The sequence below is a fragment of the Lysinibacillus sp. NPDC047702 genome, assembly GCF_050272555.1.
Classification (GTDB): Bacteria; Bacillota; Bacilli; order Bacillales_A; family Planococcaceae; genus Lysinibacillus.
Genome location: NZ_JBNNMG010000012.1, coordinates 81,285 through 100,861 on the forward strand (window position 1 = coordinate 81,285; position 19,577 = coordinate 100,861).

Sequence of the window (19,577 nt, forward strand, 5' to 3'; positions counted from 1 at the left end):
TTTTCTAAACATGTCCAAATTTTAATGCTCGTGCCCAATCAGGTCTATTTAGTTTTTCACTTTGCCTTATAGCATCTGTCACATCATAAGTAATATTTATCTGCTCAAAAATCCATCTACCATCACATTTTTCCACAATTGTATAATTAGCAAAGGGTGTCCCCGATTCCATTTTATAATAGAAGGGTTCATCTTCCTCATATGCAGGCAAACCGACACTTCCAGGATTAACTATAACTTTGCCATTTGGTAAATAAACAATGGCTGGTAAATGAGAATGACCACAAAATATGATATTTTGTGGAATTTCCTTGACTAGATTCATTATATCCTGTGACCGCTTAAAAATTGCACCGTTGAGCGTTATATCATGCAATAAATACTGTTCGTCACTTTCTGGAGAGGCATGACAGAAATAAAAATCTTCTGTCTGAATGGAAAATGGCAGATTGTTTAACCAATTTTTATGCTCATTTTCCAATATATCTATTACATATTGCGCAGTTGGATTATCTGATGATGCTTGTAACAACATACGATCGCAATTACCACTAACACTTTTTATGTCCATCGTCTTTAGTAAGTCATATGTTTCTAACGGGAAAAGTGGCCCATACAGAATATCCCCCAAATTATAGATACAATCAATATTTCGGTATTGTATATCCGCTAATACCGCCTTTAATGCATCTTTATTGCCATGAATATCTGATAAAACTGCTATTTTCATAAATACCCCACCTTATTGTGTTGGATTGGTAGTTTTTCTTATGGCTCACTCTTTCTTATATCATAACAAAATCTTCCATTTATCAGTACTACATTACTTCATATTTCCTTCCCACTAATGGATTAGAATGACTCTATACAAATGAATCAGGCACTCATACAATAAGTACCTGATCCAACAAAATTAACGAAATCACAATTCATAAAATGAAACAACAAAAAGGACTAGGTTCAAAATGAATGAAATACCTAGTCCCCTCTGCTATTTCTAGAAATAAGACTTTGACAAGATTACATAAATAGCATACTACATCGTACTAAACAAATACTGAACAAAAATCAATTACGCCCCAGCGTAATTGCGTCCGGATTTTTTTTGAGCTCGCTCGAAAAGCTCCTCTTCAAAATCCGTGACATCCGCTAGGGGCTTTATCTTGATTCAGCGGGCGTTTGTACGCCCACTGAATAGGAAAAAAATCGCATTCATCTCGCCACCTATAGAGGTGGGAGTATTCTGCTGAATAAAGATAAATTCATTGATTTATTATTTTCTAAGTATCAGAAGTTTAATAACTTTATAATAAATATTATACTCACTTTTAAAATGTATATTTATATATTTGAAAAATTAGTTACTTCCAATTTCAAGCTATCTACAAACTGATTAATTTGTTCCATTTTTACTATTAGACATAACGCTGGACCACATTCTCTTAAACCATAATTATTCTTTTCCTTTGCATCTAATACAAAAATTAATTTAAAACGAGGCTCATTTTCCTCTCTTTCATGTTCAGGAACTTGGAACAGTCCATACTCAGGATAATAATAGGTACCATATTCAGGAATATGATAAATACACAAACCTGGATCATGGGGCTCAAGCATACTTAGATGTGTATGATCAATTTGTTTTAGATCATCTAATAATTTTAGAAAATCTCTTTTTAAGCAAGAGATTTCTGTATGTATCTCTGGAAAAGCAGGACCAGTGCGAAAATCAATACGAAATTTTACACTCCCATCATTAACTAATTTTAATTTTATTTCAACTTCACAACTGGGTTTGCTAGAATGGTCCTTTAATATAACCATAAATAAACTCCTTTTAATTAATTAAATTATGAAAAATCAATCATTCACAACTTTCCACGCTTTGCAGCATCCATACTTCAAGTTAGGACAATTGGAAGACTTGCTTTTATTCATTGGTAAAATATTCAGTGAAACAAATTGTTAATCTATGAGTCAAAATCAGCTGAACTTTCTAATTCAAATTAAACATTTATCTTCATTTTTCTACTTACACTTTCCATTCCTAAATGTTTATAGAATTCAATTGCATTTGTATTGAAGTCCCAAACATTTAATTCGATAGATAAAGCTCCTCTTGCTTTTGCCCATTCTTTACAACTTTCAAATAGCAATTTTCCAATACCTTGCTTTTGAATTTCCTTTTTTACACCAAAATCATGTATATAAGCATATTTACGCTGAACCAAAGATGGAAAGGTTGGAGAAGATTCAATGCTGATTACAGCAAAACCTATAACTAATTCATTGTTCTTTGCTACAAAAATATTACTGTTGTTATCTTTAAGCAGTTCTTTGAAATAAGATTCAGGCATAACAGATCCGACACTTTTGAAAACAGTTGGTTCTTCAATTACATGTTCTTCATGCCCTTCTTTTACAAGATTATTCAAAGCAAAATAATCCTCGTTTGTTGCGGTACAAATATTAATGACCAACGTTAGACCCCCAAAATATCCCTTTTATGTACATTATAGCAGGGAACTATGTTGCTTACCTCCTATTACTTGTATTTACGAAATTTTAAATAATGTTCGTGAATAAAAGCTTTATATAGACCATATCCGGACTAAGATGTACATTGTTTTGTTGATATTTATACGTTTAATTAAATATACAAGGGGCTGTCCATCGAAATGAACTTTTATGGCAGCCTCTAATGAATATCGAAAATAGAAATAAGTTAATTTACAAGTTTTTGGTTATATTCAACCCACTTTTCCATTTCTCTCTCCACTGCTCGGTTTTGCCATTCAAACCAAATAACTGAACATTCACTACAGTGACTGTCTACGCCTTTTTTTCCATTCATATCTTTACATGTAAATATAGTCTTTTTACGACAGCTGTAACAGTAAATTTCTACATCTTTATAAAATTCCATAGCTATCAACTCCTACAATTTACACATATTTCTTTCCATTTTTCATATAAACTATACTAATTTATAAAGTAATCTTAGGTAGGAAGAATAAAAAGAAGCTAATCTTTTTCTGCTTCGATATCACTCTTCTAATCTAAAAGAAATCCTAAGAACACACAAAAAAATGTTACAAATAAAAATGAAGCTTGCCAAAATAAATGCATGCTAAAATCCTCCCTTTATACTTATATTTCTTATGAGCATCTTTTCACCATACGAACTTAATTCCCTTCGTTTAGTTATACCGCACATCTCCCTTAATTATCGATTCCGTAAATATTACCAGTAAAATGGGTTTTACTCTTCTTGGTTTGTAGCGTAAACTTTTTTACTTAAGAGGGGAGGAAATATTTATGTCTCAAATAAGACACGTGAAAATCTTAGGTACAGGAAAATATTTACCAAGTAAAAAAGTATATGCGCGTGAAATAGATGAATTATTAGGGGTAAAAGCAGGTTGGGTAGAACAAAAATCAGGTGTTGTTATGCGGTCTTTCATTGTAAATGAAACAGCTTCTGAAATGGCGACTTATGCAGCAATGGAAGCGATTAAAGCTTCGGGTTTACATAAAAAAGATATTGATTGTATTGTAAGTGTTAGCGGAACAATGGAACAGCCTATTCCATGTAACGCGGCACTCGTTCAAAAGCAATTAGGTTTAAGTGATTCTAAAATTCCTTGTTTTGATATTAACTCTACATGTTTAAGCTTCGTCACAGGATTGGATACGATTTCCTATTTAATACATTGTGAAAGATATAGAAACGTGCTTCTAGTATCTAGCGATATTGCCTCAGTAGGATTAAATTGGGACGCTAAAGAAAATGCCATTTTATTTGGAGATGGCGCTGCTGCTGTCGTCATCACAAAAACACCTGAAAATGAAACTTCTAAAGTACTATCTGGTCATATGGAAACATTTAGTGAAGGAGCACATAATACCGAAATTAGAGGTGGAGGCACAAAATTACATCCTACTAATCCTAAGGCACATGAAACCGACTTTTTATTTGATATGAATGGGAAATCCGTTTTTAAATTATCTTCCAAAAATATTGGTGCTTTTATGGAGAAATTATTAGCTACATCTAATTGTACAATGGATGATATCGATTTAGTTGTCCCACACCAGGCAAGCGGTATGGCAATGAGAATTTTAAGAAATAAATTGGGAATTGAAGAGGCTAAGTTCATGAACATTATTCATAATCATGGAAACACGATTGCCTCAAGTATTCCAATAGCTTTACATGAAGCCATTGTGCAAAATAAAATCCAACGCGGAAATAAAATTATGCTTATTGGAACATCGGCAGGACTTTCTATCGGAGGAGTTGTATTTGAATACTAATATTCTACTTACTGGTGGGCGAGCACCTGCCACTTATTATTTTGCCCGTTTGTTAAAGCAGCAAGGCAAGACCTTATTTATGGTTGAAAGTTTACCTCAGCACTTATGTATGCACTCTAACCTATTTGAAAAAAACATTCATGTTTGTTCACCTAAAAGAAATCGTGATGCCTATATTCAAGATTTAATTAAAATCATTCAAGAAAACAACATTGATTTATTAATACCAACCTGTGAAGAAGTGTTTCATATTGCCTATGGCTATGAACAGCTTTCTCAATATTGTCGGGTCTTTTGCGAACCGTTAGAAAAAATTAACGTCTTTCACCATAAAGGCTTGTTTATCAACACGTTAAGTGGTTTTTTTAGTAAATATATAACTGCCCCTTTTACTGTAGTAATCGATACAACTACTATTCACTCTAAAGCAGAGATTGCCAGTATTCTAAAAGCTAACCACATTAACTTAAGCCATGAATATGTATGTAAGCCAGCTTATTCAAGATTTGGAACTGAAGTTGCTTTTAAGAAAGATCATGAAATAATTGAATATCTATATGTAAAAAAAACGATTTGGATTATCCAAGAAAAAATCGAGGGTATACAAATTTGTACGTATGCTATAGCAGACAAAGGCTTTTTGAAATACTATAGCGCTTATCAAACAAATGATCAGGTTGGGCTTGGTGCTACCATTTATTTTGAGCCTTTTCGTAATGCTAAATTGGAAGAATTCATGAAGCTTTACATTGAAAAATACCAATATACTGGCCAAATTGCATTTGATTTAATTATGACGAACAAGGGAGAATTTTACCCAATAGAATGCAACCCTAGAACAACTAGCGGTATTTGTCTCTTTCCTCTTCAAAAGCACGAAAATAACACTGCTTCCTATATTATTGGGACAGAGACAACCATGTTAGGCTTAGCCATGCTACAAACATTGCTCTCGAAAAATTTCTTTAAACAAATTCGTAAAATGGCGAAAGCGAAGGATATTGTATGGAATTCAAAAGATAGGAAGCCGTTCTTTGGCCAAATAAGTAGTTTTTTTTATTTATTAAAGGAAGCGAAGAGAAGAAAAATCTCTAGTTATCAAATGAGTACCTTGGATATCGAATGGAATGGAGAGGAGGGGAATTTTTAAATGAGTAATATTTTGGTTACAGGGGCAACAGGCTTTTTAGGACAGCATGTTGTAAAAAGGCTCGTTGCTAAAGGGTTTAATGTGACTGCTATTGGACGCAATAACACAATTGGAAAAACACTTCCTAAAGATGTCCGATTTATTTCCCTTTCTTTAGAGGATAGAAAAGGGATTTTCAATGCTATGCAGAACCAAGATGTTGTTATTCACTGTGGGGCACTTTCCTCGGTTTGGGGTAAATACGAACATTTCTATACCTCTAATGTAGTAGGAACACAAAACATGGTTGATGCTGCCCTTTTGCACAATGTAAAAAGATTTGTTCATGTTTCCACACCAAGTATTTATTTTAATTTGCAAGATCGATCAAAAATAGATGTTAAAGAAGATAGTTTATTGCCTAATCCTGCAATTAACTTTTATGCTGACACAAAAAGAAAAGCAGAAGAGGTTGTAGACGAAGCTTTTAGAAAAGGATTGGCTACCATTACCATAAGACCTCGCGCGTTATTTGGTCCTGGTGATAATGCCATAATTCCTAGATTAATCAAGGCCAATCAAAAATCTGGCGTACCCTTTATAAACGAGGGAAAGGTATTAACAGATATTACATATGTTGAAAATGTTGTAGATGTCTTATGTCTTTGTCTAGATTCGGATGAAAAAACCTTTGGTAAAAAATATAACATCACAAATGGTGAGCCAGTGTATTTAGGCGAAATTCTAGAAAAAGTCTTTAATATGCTGAATCAGCCTATGAGGAAAAAAGAATTGAAATACAAAAATATATTACTAGTTGCTAGTTTTTTTGAAAAAGTATATCGATTCTTCCAGATTAAAAAGGAACCTATCATCACACCTTATACGGTGACAGTATTAGCTCACTCTCAAACTTTAAATATAGATGCCGCTAAAACAGATTTAGGCTATGAACCGCGCATTTCTGTTGAAGAAGGGATTCATCTATTCGCAGAATGGTGGAAAACTCAAAATGATTAGCTATAAATTATTTCATACAGGGTACTGTACGCATAATGCAAAAATAGCTTTAAAAGGAGAAGCATCCTATGAGATGAAATTTCCTGCTATGGTTGCTCTATTAAAACATCCGAATAAAGGCTATATTTTATTTGACACTGGGTATACAGAGCGTTTTTATGAAGAAACGAAAAGATTCCCTTATTCCATATATGCTAAGATCACGCCTGTCTATATAAAGCCCGAAGACAGCATCCTAGCACAACTAGCGCAAGAAAACATTTTTGCGGATGATATTCAATATATTTTTTTGAGCCATTTCCATGCCGATCATATGTGTGGATTAAAAGATTTTCCTAACAGTCAATTTATCTGCTCTAAAGAAGCCTATCTTTCAGTGAAAAATAAAAAAGATATAGGTGCTGTATTATCTGCCTATATCCCCAATCTATTACCTGCTGATTTTGAAGAACGCGTTTCTTTTATAGAAGATTCAAAAATAACTCAAATCGGTAATCCATCCATCAACACAATTATTGACATTTTTCAAAAACCTCTTTTTGATATATTTGGTGATGGGAGTTGTATTGCCATTAATTTATCAGGGCATGCAAAAGGGCAATTTGGCTTGATTTTTGAAAGTGACAAAAAGGAAACCATTTTTTTAATCGCGGATGCTGTTTGGAGAAGTGTTGGCTATAGGGAGAATCGTCCTCCTAGTAAATTAGCCTATATAATTATGGATAACGCTAAAGAATACAAAGAAAACTTTGAAAAAATGGTGCAATTGCATTCATTGGACAAAAAAATTAAAATTATTCCTACTCATTGCGAAGAACCATTTCAATAAATAGGCGAAGAGGTTAAAAATGATAAAGGTCATTAAAATTCTACAAAACTATTTAAAAGTGAAACGCATACAAAAATACTCACCACAGTCCTTTCGACAATGGCAGAGCAAGCAATTACAAAAACACCTTTTATGGATAAATAAACATTCACCCTATTATAGACAGTTGGAGTTAAAAGCATATAATGACATAACTCACTATCCTTTTATGGATAAACAAATAATGATGGATCACTTCAATGCCCTTAATACAAAAGGCGTTTTAAAAGAAGAGGCTTTCGGGGTTGCTTTAAATGCTGAAGAAAATCGAGATTTTTCCCCAAAAATCGGTAATATTACTGTAGGATTATCATCTGGAACGTCTGGAAATAGAGGAATTTTCTTAGTTTCAGAAGAAGAACAAACAGCCTGGGCAGGGACGATTTTAGCAAAATTGCTGCCTAATGGTTTTAAAAACAAAGAGAAAATTGCCTTCTTTCTACGTGCAAACAGCAATTTGTATGAGTCTGTAAATAATAAAAAAATAGAATTTTCATTTTTTGATTTACTAGATAGCTTTGAATCCCATATAAAAAGATTAAATGCCGATCAACCAACGATTATTGCAGCACCTCCTTCAATGGTTAGACGCTTGGCTCAAGCTGTAAAAGAAAATAAACTAGCCATACAACCTATCAAAATTATTACAATGGCAGAAGTTTTGGACCCTTTAGACCAAGTATTCATTGAAAATATATTTAATCAAAAGGTTCATCAGGTCTATCAATGTACAGAGGGTTTCCTGGGATGTTCTTGCTCACATGGAACGATTCATTTAAATGAAGATATCGTTTATATCGAAAAAGAATTCTTAAATTCGGAGAAAACGAAATTTTTTCCGATTATCACTGATTTTAGAAGACGTACACAGCCCATTATTCGTTATCGTTTAAACGATATTCTCACAATAAAATCCGAGCCTTGCCCTTGTGGCTCTTCAATGTTGGCGATTGAACAAATTGAGGGACGTATGGATGACTTATTTATTTTAAAAGATAGACACCATGATCATCTAGCATACGTTTTTCCTGATTTTATTCGACGAGCTTGTATTACCGCTTCGGAAAACCTAAAAGAATATAGAGTTATTCAACATAGCGAAAATAAAATCGAGGTCCAATGTTTAGTGTTTGATGAAGAGCGACGACAAGAAACTGAACAAAGCATTCAAGCAAATTTAATGGTCTATTTACAAGAAAACTACCACTGCCCTTTTATCACTTTCAATCCATATGAAGAACAAGACCAATTAACAAAACTGAAACGGATTGAAAATAAAATGGCAGTTAAAGAGGTTGTTCAAAATGCTGAATGATGATAAAGGCACTCTATTTAACAACAATAATATGCATGAATTAGATTGGCATTTCTATGAAAACGGAGCATTTTTACAAGAGTATTTCGAAGATATGATTACTGACACAGCAGCTTATATCCAAAACGTAGAAACAGACATTTTTTTTGCAGCAATTGGACGTAAATTAATACCCTGTACAATCAATGACAGCACCTACGAAAATTCATATGTTTGTTCACCATATACGCATTATATTTCCTATGCAAAGGAAGAATTGCGCTTTATTTCTTCAAAACCGTTAAGAGTTGTTCTTAAAGCTATTATTAATCAATTTGGCTATATAGCAAAGAAAATGGAAATGAATAAAATCGTTTATATTAACAATTATTGCCTTTCCACAAACCTAATAACGTCTTTAACAGCAGAGGAAATTTTTATATTAAGGGAGTTGCTGATTAAACATTTTCCCAAACACCAACTTGGCTTTCGATCTATAAATGAAATTTGTCATAAAAATATGATGGAGGGGTTTGAAAAAGAGGGGTTTGTTTTATTACCTAGTCGCTATATTTACATATCTACGAACGAAAGACTAAATATACCTACTAAAAGTGAAAGAAAAAAACGAAAACATGATGAGAAATGTTTAACCAAGGATATGACGATTGTTTCTAATAAAGAATTAGCAACAGCAGATATTGAACGAATCGTTGAGCTTTATCATCAATTATATATAGAAAAGTACTCTGATTTAAACCCACAATTCACCTATACATTCATTGAAAAGATGCTGAAAAAGAATTTGTTCATTTTTCAAGGAGTAAAAATTAACGGTCAATTAGAAGCTATTTCTGGAACCTTTGTGTTAAGCAATATGATGACAAATCCGATTTACGGTTACAATCTTTCATTATTCCCGAAGTATCAGCTCTATAGAATTCTGAGACACTTAAACACAACATTAGCTCTAGACAATAAATTTTTATATCATCAAAGTGCAGGCGCTGGTCACTTTAAAAAGGCTAGAAGCGGTGTAGGAATACCTGAATATACAGCCCTCTACGTCAACCATCTTCCCTTCTATAAAAGGTGTTATTGGAAACTATTATCATTCTTGCTTAAGAAAATTGGAATACCTTTAGTTGAAAGGCTAGAATTATAAAATCTAAAAACTAGAAAAATGAAATTGCCGAGGTTGTGTGATTTACACAACCTCGGCAATTTCAAACTAACTCCAGAACATTTTCATTTCTAAAGCATACAAACATACATGGTACAGATTAAATTACATAAACAATTAAGTAAAAGGAGAAAAGTTTTATTTCCTCTTCATTAATCGTGATTCTATGAAGACCAAAAGTTACATGTTACTCTTATATATTTTCGTCAAAATGAATCTCTTCAAAATAAAGAAAAATTTCCTTTTTTTGGTCAATTCACTTTCACCAAGCACAATCGTCTTTTGAATATTCTCTCGATTTGCTTTATCCATTGCTTTTCGGACTTTTTTACCACTTAGCTCAGCCTCTATACGAAGCCTTTGTTAGTCAAATAGTAAATTGGTTAGTATATATCTTAACTTATAAAATTCTTTGAAAATCTTTACGTATACAGGATTGCTTTAGTTTTTTTGTTTTCAACAAATATTTAATATCAGAGATATTGTCATATGAAAGTTGAATGTAAAAGTAATTGATAAATTCCAAAACTGCAAAAATATAAATAAAAACTGTAGTTATCAGTCCTTTTATAGGTAGCGAAGAATAAAATTGCACGAAATCAATTACGAACATAACAATTGAAACAAAAACTAAGATAATATTAATTAATTTTAAGCGTTTTAAAAGTCTAACTATCCATACAGGTGTCATAGACATATTTTCAATTCTTAATCGCTTTAATTTCGAATACCAATAAATAGTCCCTTGCAGTAAAAGAAATTCTAAAAGAAAAAATGATATCCAAAAAGAATACAGTGAATATAATTGCAAATTAGGAAAAGCCCTATCAACATAATAACTAACAAAAATAAACAAAATTGTCGCAGATAATTCTCCTGAATATAAATAAGACAGTCTCTTTTCCAACTTTTTCTTACTGATTTTTTTATACCTCCCTCTTTATAAAACTCCCTATCACGGAATAATCTTGTATGGTTTATTTAAGTAAAGCCCTCATTAGCACAATAAGAAAACTATGCCCTTAGTTAGTCAGTAATAACATTCAAAATTGTTCCCGCCACTGTAAATCTTAATTTCAATTTATCTTATAAAGATATGGACCACACATTGATTCATGTGTATGAACATATGTCCAAGTAAAGTTTTTATCAAATATATATACATCTTGTTGAGTATCAAAATCCCTTGATATCACTTCATTAGCATTTGTATAAAGGAATATTATTGGTGAACCTTGAAACATTACATAAAATTCTTCTTTAGATAAAGTATCAAATGCTTTTCTGGCAACTTCTTTTTCTAAGCATTCTTGCTTCTCATAACTGAAAATATGCCATTTAAACTGTTCATAATATATTTCCTCTTTTAATTCTTTACTAATATTTTGTGCGAATGTCTTATCCCATAAATCAATAATTTTCTCTGGTTCATTAACTAATTCTATGACTACACCTTTTTCATGTAAGTTTTGTTTAAATTTATAATCTTCTTGGATAAAAACTATTGACCAATAAACATTTTCTAATTCTTCCTCTGGTAAACAGTCTAAGATTTTATCAATTTTATCTCTAATCATCTTTTCCTCCAATAACGAATTATAGAAATCTGTTTTTTATAAAAATCGAACTTTTTTATTGCTTCTTCAACTCCCCTGCTTTGTTATTTTAATAATTCGATAACACGCTAACCTGGTGAGTCTGTAGTTAAAAAACACATAGCCAATAAAATCAACTAAATACTAATCGCTTCATATCTTATGACTCCTATCAGACCATACTTCCACTAATCTACTTTGTAATTTAATAATACTTCATAACACTTTCATTTGGATAACTATTTCCATTTATCATTCCAGCCAATTATCTAATGATGGTTCACCATATACTTTATCAACTTACTATTTAAACGTTCTACAGCCTTACTATATTCCCCTACAAATACGGCTCTTAATGCTTAGCAACTGCCAGTACACTTTCTTTAATATTCATAGCAAAGCTCCCCATCAGCTTCTGCGTATTGATACACTGCTTAATTGATTATAATTTCAACGTTGACCATGACAAATTTTTTTTTACTAATATCACTAGTTAACGATTCTAACAATTTATCCATATCCGTTGTATTAGTGAATAATGGCGTTTCACCTACTTTTGTGCAAAAGAAAAAGCATCCTCAAAAGAGGACACTTTAATAATGTTTGTTATTAAGTTATTACTTGCTTACTAAACAATATTTAACTCTGTAAAGTAACCCAATCTTTTCTAAGCAATCCCATATAATAAATATCGTAAAATCTGCCAAATCTAAATAGTTCTTCTTTTAAAGTCCCTTCCAAAGAAAACCCACATTTTTCATAAGAAGCAACTGCTCTTTTATTAAAACTAAATACCTGAAGTTTCACTTTATTTAAATTCATATAATTGAATATAAAGTCGATCAATACCTTCATCGAATCTGTTCCATAGCCTTTCCCTTGGTATGCGGTCCCAATGGAAACGCCAACATGACAAGAGCTGTTTTTCCAATTCACTGAGTAAACAGATATCGTCCCAATAAAGATTTTCTCTTCTTTCAGCTCAATCCCGAATATATATTCATCTTTTTCAGGATTTACTTCACTTAGAAACTTTTCATGGTCACTTTTAGTTGGTGGAAATGGAATCCCGTCATTCATTAATAATCGACTTTCCACCACATCTTCAATTCCATAGAAATTTTCATAATCATTTTTTGTAATTTTACGTAAAACGATTTTATCACCTGTTAGAAAATTTTCAATATAATGCTCTATCATTTTTATCCCCCAATTAATACGCAGGGAACAGCAGTAAGGGTTATTCTACTGAACCCTTGCTAATTTTTTGCTTCATTGATCCTTTTAAAACTTCTAACACAATACATGCCATCAAGAGTTCATCTCCCTTTACTTATGATATAGTTGAATTGTATATAAATTTAGCAACTTTTTCAATCCAATTATTTAACAAGTAAATCTTTAGCTATTTCTTCGATAACCTACCCTGCACAATATGGAACGATTAAACATCCGCTCTTTAAATCTCGTTGGGCAATTGAAAGTTTTTTCTTTGAATTAAACAAACTTGAACGTGCCTATTCTATTCAGGACAACAAGAAATGCCATATTTTATTCGCAGCCCTTATTGTCTGAAAAAATGCATGGGTTAGGAGCACGAAGCACATGAATGTTTTATTGTAATAAGGAGCACCAAAATTGCATATTAACAACGCATATGCACGACTTTATGTACACTAAACAGCAAACCATAATTGTTTAATTGTTGATGTATCAATTGTTTGCCCCCTTGCATAAAACGCTGTTTAAATAATGTTCATTAGAAAAAACACAAAACGTTGATCTAACAACATTTTGTGGCTTTTTGATGTATTTCCAAACTTTTATTTGGGAACGTTATTTTGAATGGGATTGTATACTGCACCGTTAGTACAAGAAGCGATAACTACTTTGAACAATCACCTCTTAGGTTTACGTGTTTGTACAATTAAACACCAAAATGAATCATCCATTTATCTTCTTTTATTGCTTCAGCAATTTTTTTCATTAATTCTTCAAGTTCTTCTGATTTGTATTCGTCGTTTGCTTCACTAACAATAGTTAAAAATTGTTTATGAGAACTTGGTGGTATCAAGGTTATTCCAAAATTGGCAAGGTTGTTATATGGTCTATTTGTATTGTGTGCGAATGTTTTTAGTTTATCGATTTTTTTACCAAAGTCCTTAGAATATAGTTCGTCAATAAGGTCGCCATCCACACTTATACAATCATATTTTTCAGGTTCATAATCAATATACTCTTTGTCTTTTTCTATACAAGCAACTATTCCAAACTCGTGAATATAAGGCATATTAACACATCTCCTCGTTTTGTCTTTATATATCTCTATTATCCTATATTCCAATGAATATTTATATAAATTATCCAAGAGGTTCCCAAAGCGTCGTTTGGTAATCTTTCATGAAAAGTTGTTATTCAACAATCTGGCCCTTTAATGAAAACGAGCGCCAATCCTTATTACAGAATCGTGCCCGATTGTAGAATAAGAACCTTTCTCTCAACTAATATCAAGAAGTAAACAAAATGTGGCTTCTTCTTGTCTAAAAGTTAAACGATAAAATAATTCACTTAATGATTCAAAATTTTCAATTAGATTTATTATTACTTTTTAAAACTGGTATCCATATTTCGCTTTTGAAAGTTCGTGAGGTTACATTTTTATCTTCATTCCATAGAATTTCTGGACCTTCTATTTGTTCATAATTTGAGGATGGAAACCATTCTGAATAAATGCGCCCCCACACATCTTGTAGCGTATCTGGAAATGGTCCGATTGCTTCGAAAATAGCCCAAGTTGAGGCAGGAACTTCAAGTTGCGCAAGGTTATTTTGACACTCTTTTGTTGTGGCTACTCCAATATAGTGATCAAGCCTTCCTTTTTCCTCCATTCTGCCTTCAGAAAAGTTCGTGGAGGCACTAATTAGTCCTAAAGGCGTAACATTAGAAAGTTTTTTTAGTTTATTTATCGTTTCATCATCTAAACTTTCCCACATTGAAGCAATTTCTTGATTAACCCCCCTGAAAATAATAGGCACTTTTTTTTTAATACCAACAATGCGAAATGCTTCTTTTTCTTCAATACGATAGTTCATTTCATTTCCTCCTTTGATTGATAACTGGAAGGTCATTTGTGGGTAAGCTTTAAGTGAATGGCCATTATTTCTAGCTTCTGAAGGTGTTATACCATGCAAATTTTGAAAAGCTCGTGTAAAAGAATCTGGTGAGTTATACCCGTATTTCATTGCAATATCAATAACCTTTACGCTACTATCTATAAGCTCAAATGCTGCAAGAGTAAGCCGTCTGCGACGAATGTATTCCGATAGGGAAATACCTGCAAGGAAGGAAAACATCCTTTTAAAATGATATTCGGAGCAGAAAGCTATCCTAGCTACTTCTTTGAAGTCAATTTCATTAGTAAGATTTTCTTCAATATACTTTAATGCTCCATTCATGTTTTTAAGCAAATCCATTTATGTGACCTCCTTTATCAAAAGAATAGCAGGAGTTGAATGTACCCATCCGATATTTCGTGCACAATTATGTAGGGTACCTATAAGTAATAATTTATATTATTCCATTAAATGACCCTTTAATGAAAACGAGCGCTAATCCTTATTACAGAATCGCGCCAGATTGTTGAATAACTATTTTTTATTATTAATAGCGTTTTCTCATATATTTCTATATCTATTTTAGGCAGTATATATACTAACAATTTTCTCGTTTAATAAAATCTCTTTTTCTTTTTTTAAACCATTTTTTATTGTGAACGGACTACATTCACGTTTAAAACATTGGATAAATCTTTTTAAAGGTGTTGATTCTAAATACCTCGATAATTACTTAGCGCAGTTTTTATTTGTAGATAGTCATAGCAATGAAAGCACAAAAAAATGACAGAAACATATCGTAGTTTACGTCTGTCGAAGTTTATTATTTAGTAGTTCAATGACTATTGAAGATACTTTTAATAAAAATTAGAGCCACAGTTTAGTGACTCTAATTTTTATGTCTATTCTTTACAAAAATCTACAAATTTTTTTGCCTGTATTAAGGACATATCTGTTTGTTCTCTCACAAACTTCACCGCTTTAATTTCACCGACGGACTTTATTTTCTCTTTTACTAAGGCAATCAGTTCCTCATTATAGATTTTAGTATAATCCATTTTTCCGACCTCCTCTAATCTATAATACCTTATACGACTACTTTAACCATTTAGTTTCAAATATATATTAATACCACAAAAAGACCTTTGTAAAAATAAGGAAAAATGATTGTGAGGGTTCATATTTACTAGATAAAAACAACATTTAAATTTAAAGATCGTAGCAGCACTTTGGACATTTCTGTGCCCGATAAATTCTTCACATTCCTTATTAAAGAAATGCGCCCGTTTGCAGTATAACTTCTATCCCATTTTTAAATCATTCAGCATCGTTACCTTTATCATATAAATCTTTTATGGGTATTACATCGGTTTTATCTTTATATTGTATAGTTACCTTATCTTCATCCGTTAGTTTCTTCTTCTTCCCATTGTACAGTAATAATGTGTTTTCATCTGCAAATGTGAAAGAAATGCCACTCCCATCTTTTAGGAGTTTTGCTGGGGTAGAGAAATCGTTCCTTTTTTCATACACAAATATAGTATGTGTATATCCCTCATCTGTTTTTGCATCTGTTAAAATTATATAATGATTGTCCTTTTTTGCTTTGAATAAGAGCGTAGCCATCGTGCCCTGACTCTGAATGTTTGTTTCAACATTACTGGAACTCGCTTGCCACATATTCACAAATACAAAGTAATAAGCAGTTATCAGAGCAAGAAACATTGCTAGTAGTGATGATACGATAACTAAGATCTTTTTTCTATTTTTGGAGCGTACCTTTTTAAAATAATCAATGTTCCTTTTATCTTTTCTTCTCTCATTTTCATCTTCTGAAAATAAATCTCCCTTCATTTTATTTAAATAATTTCGGCATTCTTCACATTGATCCATATGTTTTTCTATCTGTTCGTTTGTTTCTTCACTTGTTAATTTATCAATATAAGCAGGAGCCAAATCCTTAAATACGCTATGTTTCATAACCCTACTCATCCTTTCTGATTTCAAGTTTTGCTCTATAAAAAGTCACTCTTGCCCAGTTTTCCGTCCTTTCAAAAATTGAACCAATTTCTTTGAACGATAAGTCACCCAACAATCTTAAATAAAGTATTTCTCGTTTATCCTCACTGAGTTGATGAGCCTTTTTAAAAAACATAACTTTATCCTCGTTTTTTATATACTCATCTTCCAAGTCGTAAAATGTTGTGCGTTTACTTTTTAGTGAGTCCTTCAATTGTTGGTTTTTATTTTTATGGTTTAATTCTTGCAGCCATATGTTTTTAGCGATTGCACAGAGCCATGTGGAAAACTTGGCTTTACCATTATTGTGAAAGTTATTAATGGATTTAATCGCTTGATAAAATGTTTCTTGAGTTAGCTCTTCTGCTAAATCAAGGTTGTTTGTCAAAGTTAACAAGTATTTAAAAATAAAATCCCCATAATTTTGGTATATATTGTCCTTATCCACTGCCACCCTCCCTTTTCCGTCTGGCCATTCACCTATGTATCACAAAATTATTAATTTCGTTACAACATTTTAAAAAAATTTTATAACAGATGCAGATATTCACTTATTCAATTAAATGGCCCGTTTGTTGAATAAATTAACTAACATTTATAAATACATTTATTACTTTTCAAACGACTAAAACTTTAATACAAATGATCAAACTTTTTTATAATCCTACATTATAAATTATCATCGTTAAACTGCCCTTTCTAGGAACACTATTTAAATGATTAAAAAAGAATTGATTAATAAAAATTAATGAAATATGGGTTGCCTTGAAGTCTGCTCGGCTAATTGTATGCAAATAGTTACACTTAACCTTTTGCGGCTTAGTTCAATAACAGTCACGAAACAATTTAGTAATACCTTTTTTGTGTAGAAAATGTGTAGAAACTTTTCATTTTCTATCCTTTTTTAAACGCATTCTCAAAAAAAGGAAAAGCGCTTCAAACCCTTGATACTAAAGGATTTGAAGCGCTTTTCACTTGGTTCAAACTTGTTCTATCTGAACCTTTAGACGTCCCAGGAGGACATACTAAAACCTTGATATATCAATGGTTTGCAGCTATAATGTTTACCTTTTGTTTACCTTACTTTTAAGACCACCCTTCACGGAGTGGTCTTTTTAAGGATGATTTAATTAAAGCACCTGGTTAGTTTAATAAGAAAAAATCATTTTCTTGCTAAATATAAATCAATCGTATCGTATACCTTTAATTTATCCCCAAAATCTATAATCGCTTCTCTAATCTCTTTTTCTAACATTATTTTTGTATTATAAGGCAGACTTCTATGGTCAGAATAAGTATTTAATAATGCAATGTAGTCATTCGAAGAAAATATTCGAGTTAAATGATATAACTTAAACACTACATCCTTAAATCCATAAGATTCAATGGTCTTAAACCTGTTGTTATATTTCTTCGTGTCATTTTCTATTATTTTAGTATTGGAAGGTCTATATTTTTGGTATATTCCTTGAATTTGCTTATGCAATTCATCGTTTTCTCGTGATACAAATGGTCTGTTCCAAAATAATGCCAGTGTACCATCTTTTTTTAATAATTTGGAGACTCGAGGGTAACCTTTTTCTTCTGGAACCCAATGAAATGCAGTAGCTGAATAAATTAAGTCTATACTCTCATATGGACACACAAAGTCTTCAAATGCTGAATTATGTACCCTGAAATTTTCATATTCTCGAAACTTTAACTTAGTATAGTCTGCAAGGTTTTTTCCTAATTCGACTGCCTTTAATTCACAGCCTTTATCCAGAAAAGGTTTTGTCGCTTGACCTGTGCCAATTCCAATTTCAATAATTTTTTTGCCATACTCTACTTGAGAATAATTCAAAATATCTTTAAATAATTCATCACAATATGTTGGTCTCCATTTATCGTAATTCCCTACATCCTCATTAAATATAAATCGTTTATCCAATTTATTTTCCTCCGAATATATTGTTACCACACTATTAATACAAGAAAATGAAATGCCCTTATAGAACAATTGAAATTAATAGTTCAAATATAGTTATATCTTATTTAATTAAACTGCTTCCTAGTTTAATAATACCTCATTTAATTTTTATATGGATAACTATTTCCATTTACCACTCCAGCCAATTATCTATGTTTGGTCTACTATTTATTTGTGTACGCCAATCACGTTCATTAAGCCAATTATAGAAAGGCACTGGACGCTCTTTATTAGGAGTTTCTTCTATATAAGATGATTTACTCAACTTCCTATCGGAACGCTCTACAGCCTTACTATACGCCCCTAAAAATACGGCTCTTTTGATATTCCTAGTAAACTTCAATATTATTAATGTTGGAGATAGATAAAATATAAATGAGGATTTCAAAATGAACAAACTAGAACAAACAACTCAAGAATTACTGGAAGCTGGTTATACGATTGAGGAAATTAAAGCAGCCTTTGAGGAAGTCATTGAACAAGCTAAACAGTCCAATTCAGATCGTGAGACAGATAACTAACAAAGTTGTCTGTTTTTTATGGCTCTTCACCAAAACATGTGCTTGACTAAGAGCCATACTGAATCCATTCGGCGTTGCATTCTAGTAAAATTGTCTCTTTATAGTGCTGCAGATTGCGCGTGAAAAAATGGCGTCTTTGCAGCGCTTTAATGAGATTATTTTTCCCTTCTACTGCTGCATTAGTAAAGCGTAATTGATGATAATTACAGATTTCTTCTTGCCAATTGCGCATCGTTAACAGACAGGATTCCACGGCTGGATGCTTGATTGTAGTACCTTGCGTCAACCAACGTTCGAAGCCTTTTTTCGCTAGTTCATACGTGGAGCTACAGTCGTACCATTCGATAAAGGTTTCTTTCCAACTGTAGACTTGATGTAGGATTTCAGCGTATTGAAGCAGTCGGTGTAGGCTATTTTTTTCATCATTCTTCAATTGATCACGTCGTTTACCAATAATTCGGAAGTGTTGCTTAAGGTCCTTTTTAGCATACGGTGCTAGCTGCTTTTGAACGGATTTTCGTACTGCTTGAAGCGCTTCAGTTACGTAAC

The 19,577-nt window shown here is 32.2% G+C and carries 21 protein-coding genes and 1 pseudogene; 8 read left to right on the top strand and 14 right to left on the bottom strand.

Features of this window, described 5'->3' with window-relative positions; translation table 11 throughout:
* Positions 1-4: 4 nt before the first annotated feature.
* The 4 genes from ACQKIM_RS08880 to ACQKIM_RS08895 form a co-directional block, all read right to left on the bottom strand.
* Complete coding sequence (locus ACQKIM_RS08880; RefSeq protein ID WP_427542135.1) at positions 5-730, bottom strand: metallophosphoesterase family protein; 726 nt, start codon at positions 728-730, stop codon at positions 5-7.
* A 611-nt stretch (positions 731-1,341) separates the two neighbouring features.
* Entirely contained in the window at positions 1,342-1,824 is a 483-nt protein-coding gene (locus ACQKIM_RS08885) for a hypothetical protein (protein ID WP_427542138.1), read from the bottom strand.
* Positions 1,825-2,006: 182 nt separating this feature from the next.
* Positions 2,007-2,480 carry a GNAT family N-acetyltransferase gene (locus ACQKIM_RS08890; RefSeq protein WP_427542141.1) on the bottom strand — a complete coding sequence of 158 codons (474 nt, stop codon included), beginning with the start codon at positions 2,478-2,480 and terminating at the stop codon, positions 2,007-2,009.
* Between the two features lie 245 nt (positions 2,481-2,725).
* Positions 2,726-2,926, bottom strand: coding sequence for a hypothetical protein (locus ACQKIM_RS08895; RefSeq protein WP_427542144.1), 201 nt, complete (start codon positions 2,924-2,926; stop codon positions 2,726-2,728).
* Positions 2,927-3,318: 392 nt separating this feature from the next.
* Between ACQKIM_RS08895 and ACQKIM_RS08900 the strand changes: the two genes are divergently transcribed.
* Genes ACQKIM_RS08900 through ACQKIM_RS08925 form a run of 6 tightly spaced genes read left to right on the top strand, consistent with a single transcriptional unit; the run spans position 3,319 to position 9,793 of the window.
* Positions 3,319-4,317: a beta-ketoacyl-ACP synthase III gene (locus ACQKIM_RS08900; RefSeq protein WP_427542147.1), complete on the top strand. Its 999-nt coding sequence runs from the start codon at positions 3,319-3,321 to the stop codon at positions 4,315-4,317.
* Entirely contained in the window at positions 4,307-5,467 is a 1,161-nt protein-coding gene (locus ACQKIM_RS08905) for an ATP-grasp domain-containing protein (protein ID WP_427542150.1), read from the top strand. Before ACQKIM_RS08900 ends, ACQKIM_RS08905 begins: the two co-directional genes overlap by 11 nt.
* Positions 5,468-6,466, top strand: coding sequence for an NAD-dependent epimerase/dehydratase family protein (locus ACQKIM_RS08910; protein ID WP_427542153.1), 999 nt, complete (start codon positions 5,468-5,470; stop codon positions 6,464-6,466).
* Complete coding sequence (locus ACQKIM_RS08915) at positions 6,459-7,295, top strand: MBL fold metallo-hydrolase (protein ID WP_427542156.1); 837 nt, start codon at positions 6,459-6,461, stop codon at positions 7,293-7,295. Before ACQKIM_RS08910 ends, ACQKIM_RS08915 begins: the two co-directional genes overlap by 8 nt.
* 22 nt (positions 7,296-7,317) lie before the next feature.
* The gene (locus ACQKIM_RS08920; RefSeq protein ID WP_427542192.1) at positions 7,318-8,649 is read left to right on the top strand and encodes a F390 synthetase-related protein; all 1,332 of its coding nucleotides are present in this window, start codon (positions 7,318-7,320) and stop codon (positions 8,647-8,649) included.
* On the top strand, positions 8,639-9,793 hold the full coding sequence (locus ACQKIM_RS08925; protein WP_427542159.1) for a hypothetical protein: 1,155 nt from the start codon (positions 8,639-8,641) through the stop codon (positions 9,791-9,793). Before ACQKIM_RS08920 ends, ACQKIM_RS08925 begins: the two co-directional genes overlap by 11 nt.
* A 418-nt stretch (positions 9,794-10,211) precedes the next feature.
* Here the strand turns inward: ACQKIM_RS08925 and ACQKIM_RS08930 are convergent, their stop codons facing one another.
* The 5 genes from ACQKIM_RS08930 to ACQKIM_RS08950 form a co-directional block, all read right to left on the bottom strand.
* Positions 10,212-10,733: a general stress protein gene (locus ACQKIM_RS08930; protein WP_427542195.1), complete on the bottom strand. Its 522-nt coding sequence runs from the start codon at positions 10,731-10,733 to the stop codon at positions 10,212-10,214.
* Between the two features lie 154 nt (positions 10,734-10,887).
* The gene (locus ACQKIM_RS08935; protein WP_427542162.1) at positions 10,888-11,388 is read right to left on the bottom strand and encodes a DUF4275 family protein; all 501 of its coding nucleotides are present in this window, start codon (positions 11,386-11,388) and stop codon (positions 10,888-10,890) included.
* A gap of 657 nt (positions 11,389-12,045) precedes the next feature.
* Positions 12,046-12,606: a GNAT family N-acetyltransferase gene (locus tag ACQKIM_RS08940; RefSeq protein WP_427542165.1), complete on the bottom strand. Its 561-nt coding sequence runs from the start codon at positions 12,604-12,606 to the stop codon at positions 12,046-12,048.
* Between the two features lie 727 nt (positions 12,607-13,333).
* Positions 13,334-13,696: a hypothetical protein gene (locus tag ACQKIM_RS08945; RefSeq protein ID WP_427542168.1), complete on the bottom strand. Its 363-nt coding sequence runs from the start codon at positions 13,694-13,696 to the stop codon at positions 13,334-13,336.
* A gap of 295 nt (positions 13,697-13,991) precedes the next feature.
* Positions 13,992-14,879, bottom strand: a complete 888-nt coding sequence (locus tag ACQKIM_RS08950) for an AraC family transcriptional regulator (protein WP_427542171.1) — start codon at positions 14,877-14,879, stop codon at positions 13,992-13,994.
* Between the two features lie 295 nt (positions 14,880-15,174).
* Here ACQKIM_RS08950 and ACQKIM_RS08955 point away from each other — a divergent pair.
* A pseudogene (locus tag ACQKIM_RS08955) lies at positions 15,175-15,350 on the top strand (IS1595 family transposase); the annotation flags it as partial.
* A gap of 71 nt (positions 15,351-15,421) precedes the next feature.
* Here ACQKIM_RS08955 and ACQKIM_RS08960 read toward each other — a convergent pair.
* The 4 genes from ACQKIM_RS08960 to ACQKIM_RS08975 form a co-directional block, all read right to left on the bottom strand.
* Entirely contained in the window at positions 15,422-15,577 is a 156-nt protein-coding gene (locus ACQKIM_RS08960) for a hypothetical protein (RefSeq protein ID WP_162832712.1), read from the bottom strand.
* 259 nt (positions 15,578-15,836) lie between these two features.
* Positions 15,837-16,499, bottom strand: a complete 663-nt coding sequence (locus ACQKIM_RS08965) for a zf-HC2 domain-containing protein (protein ID WP_427542174.1) — start codon at positions 16,497-16,499, stop codon at positions 15,837-15,839.
* A 4-nt stretch (positions 16,500-16,503) separates the two neighbouring features.
* Complete coding sequence (locus tag ACQKIM_RS08970; protein WP_427542177.1) at positions 16,504-16,986, bottom strand: RNA polymerase sigma factor; 483 nt, start codon at positions 16,984-16,986, stop codon at positions 16,504-16,506.
* 714 nt (positions 16,987-17,700) lie between these two features.
* Positions 17,701-18,468, bottom strand: a complete 768-nt coding sequence (locus ACQKIM_RS08975) for a class I SAM-dependent methyltransferase (protein ID WP_427542180.1) — start codon at positions 18,466-18,468, stop codon at positions 17,701-17,703.
* Between the two features lie 428 nt (positions 18,469-18,896).
* On the opposite strand from ACQKIM_RS08975, the gene ACQKIM_RS08980 reads away from it, so the two are divergent.
* Entirely contained in the window at positions 18,897-19,028 is a 132-nt protein-coding gene (locus ACQKIM_RS08980) for a hypothetical protein (protein WP_427542183.1), read from the top strand.
* Positions 19,029-19,074: 46 nt separating this feature from the next.
* Here ACQKIM_RS08980 and ACQKIM_RS08985 read toward each other — a convergent pair.
* Positions 19,075-19,577 (bottom strand): ISL3 family transposase (locus ACQKIM_RS08985; protein WP_427542186.1); only part of this gene is annotated, 503 nt, incomplete at its 5' end.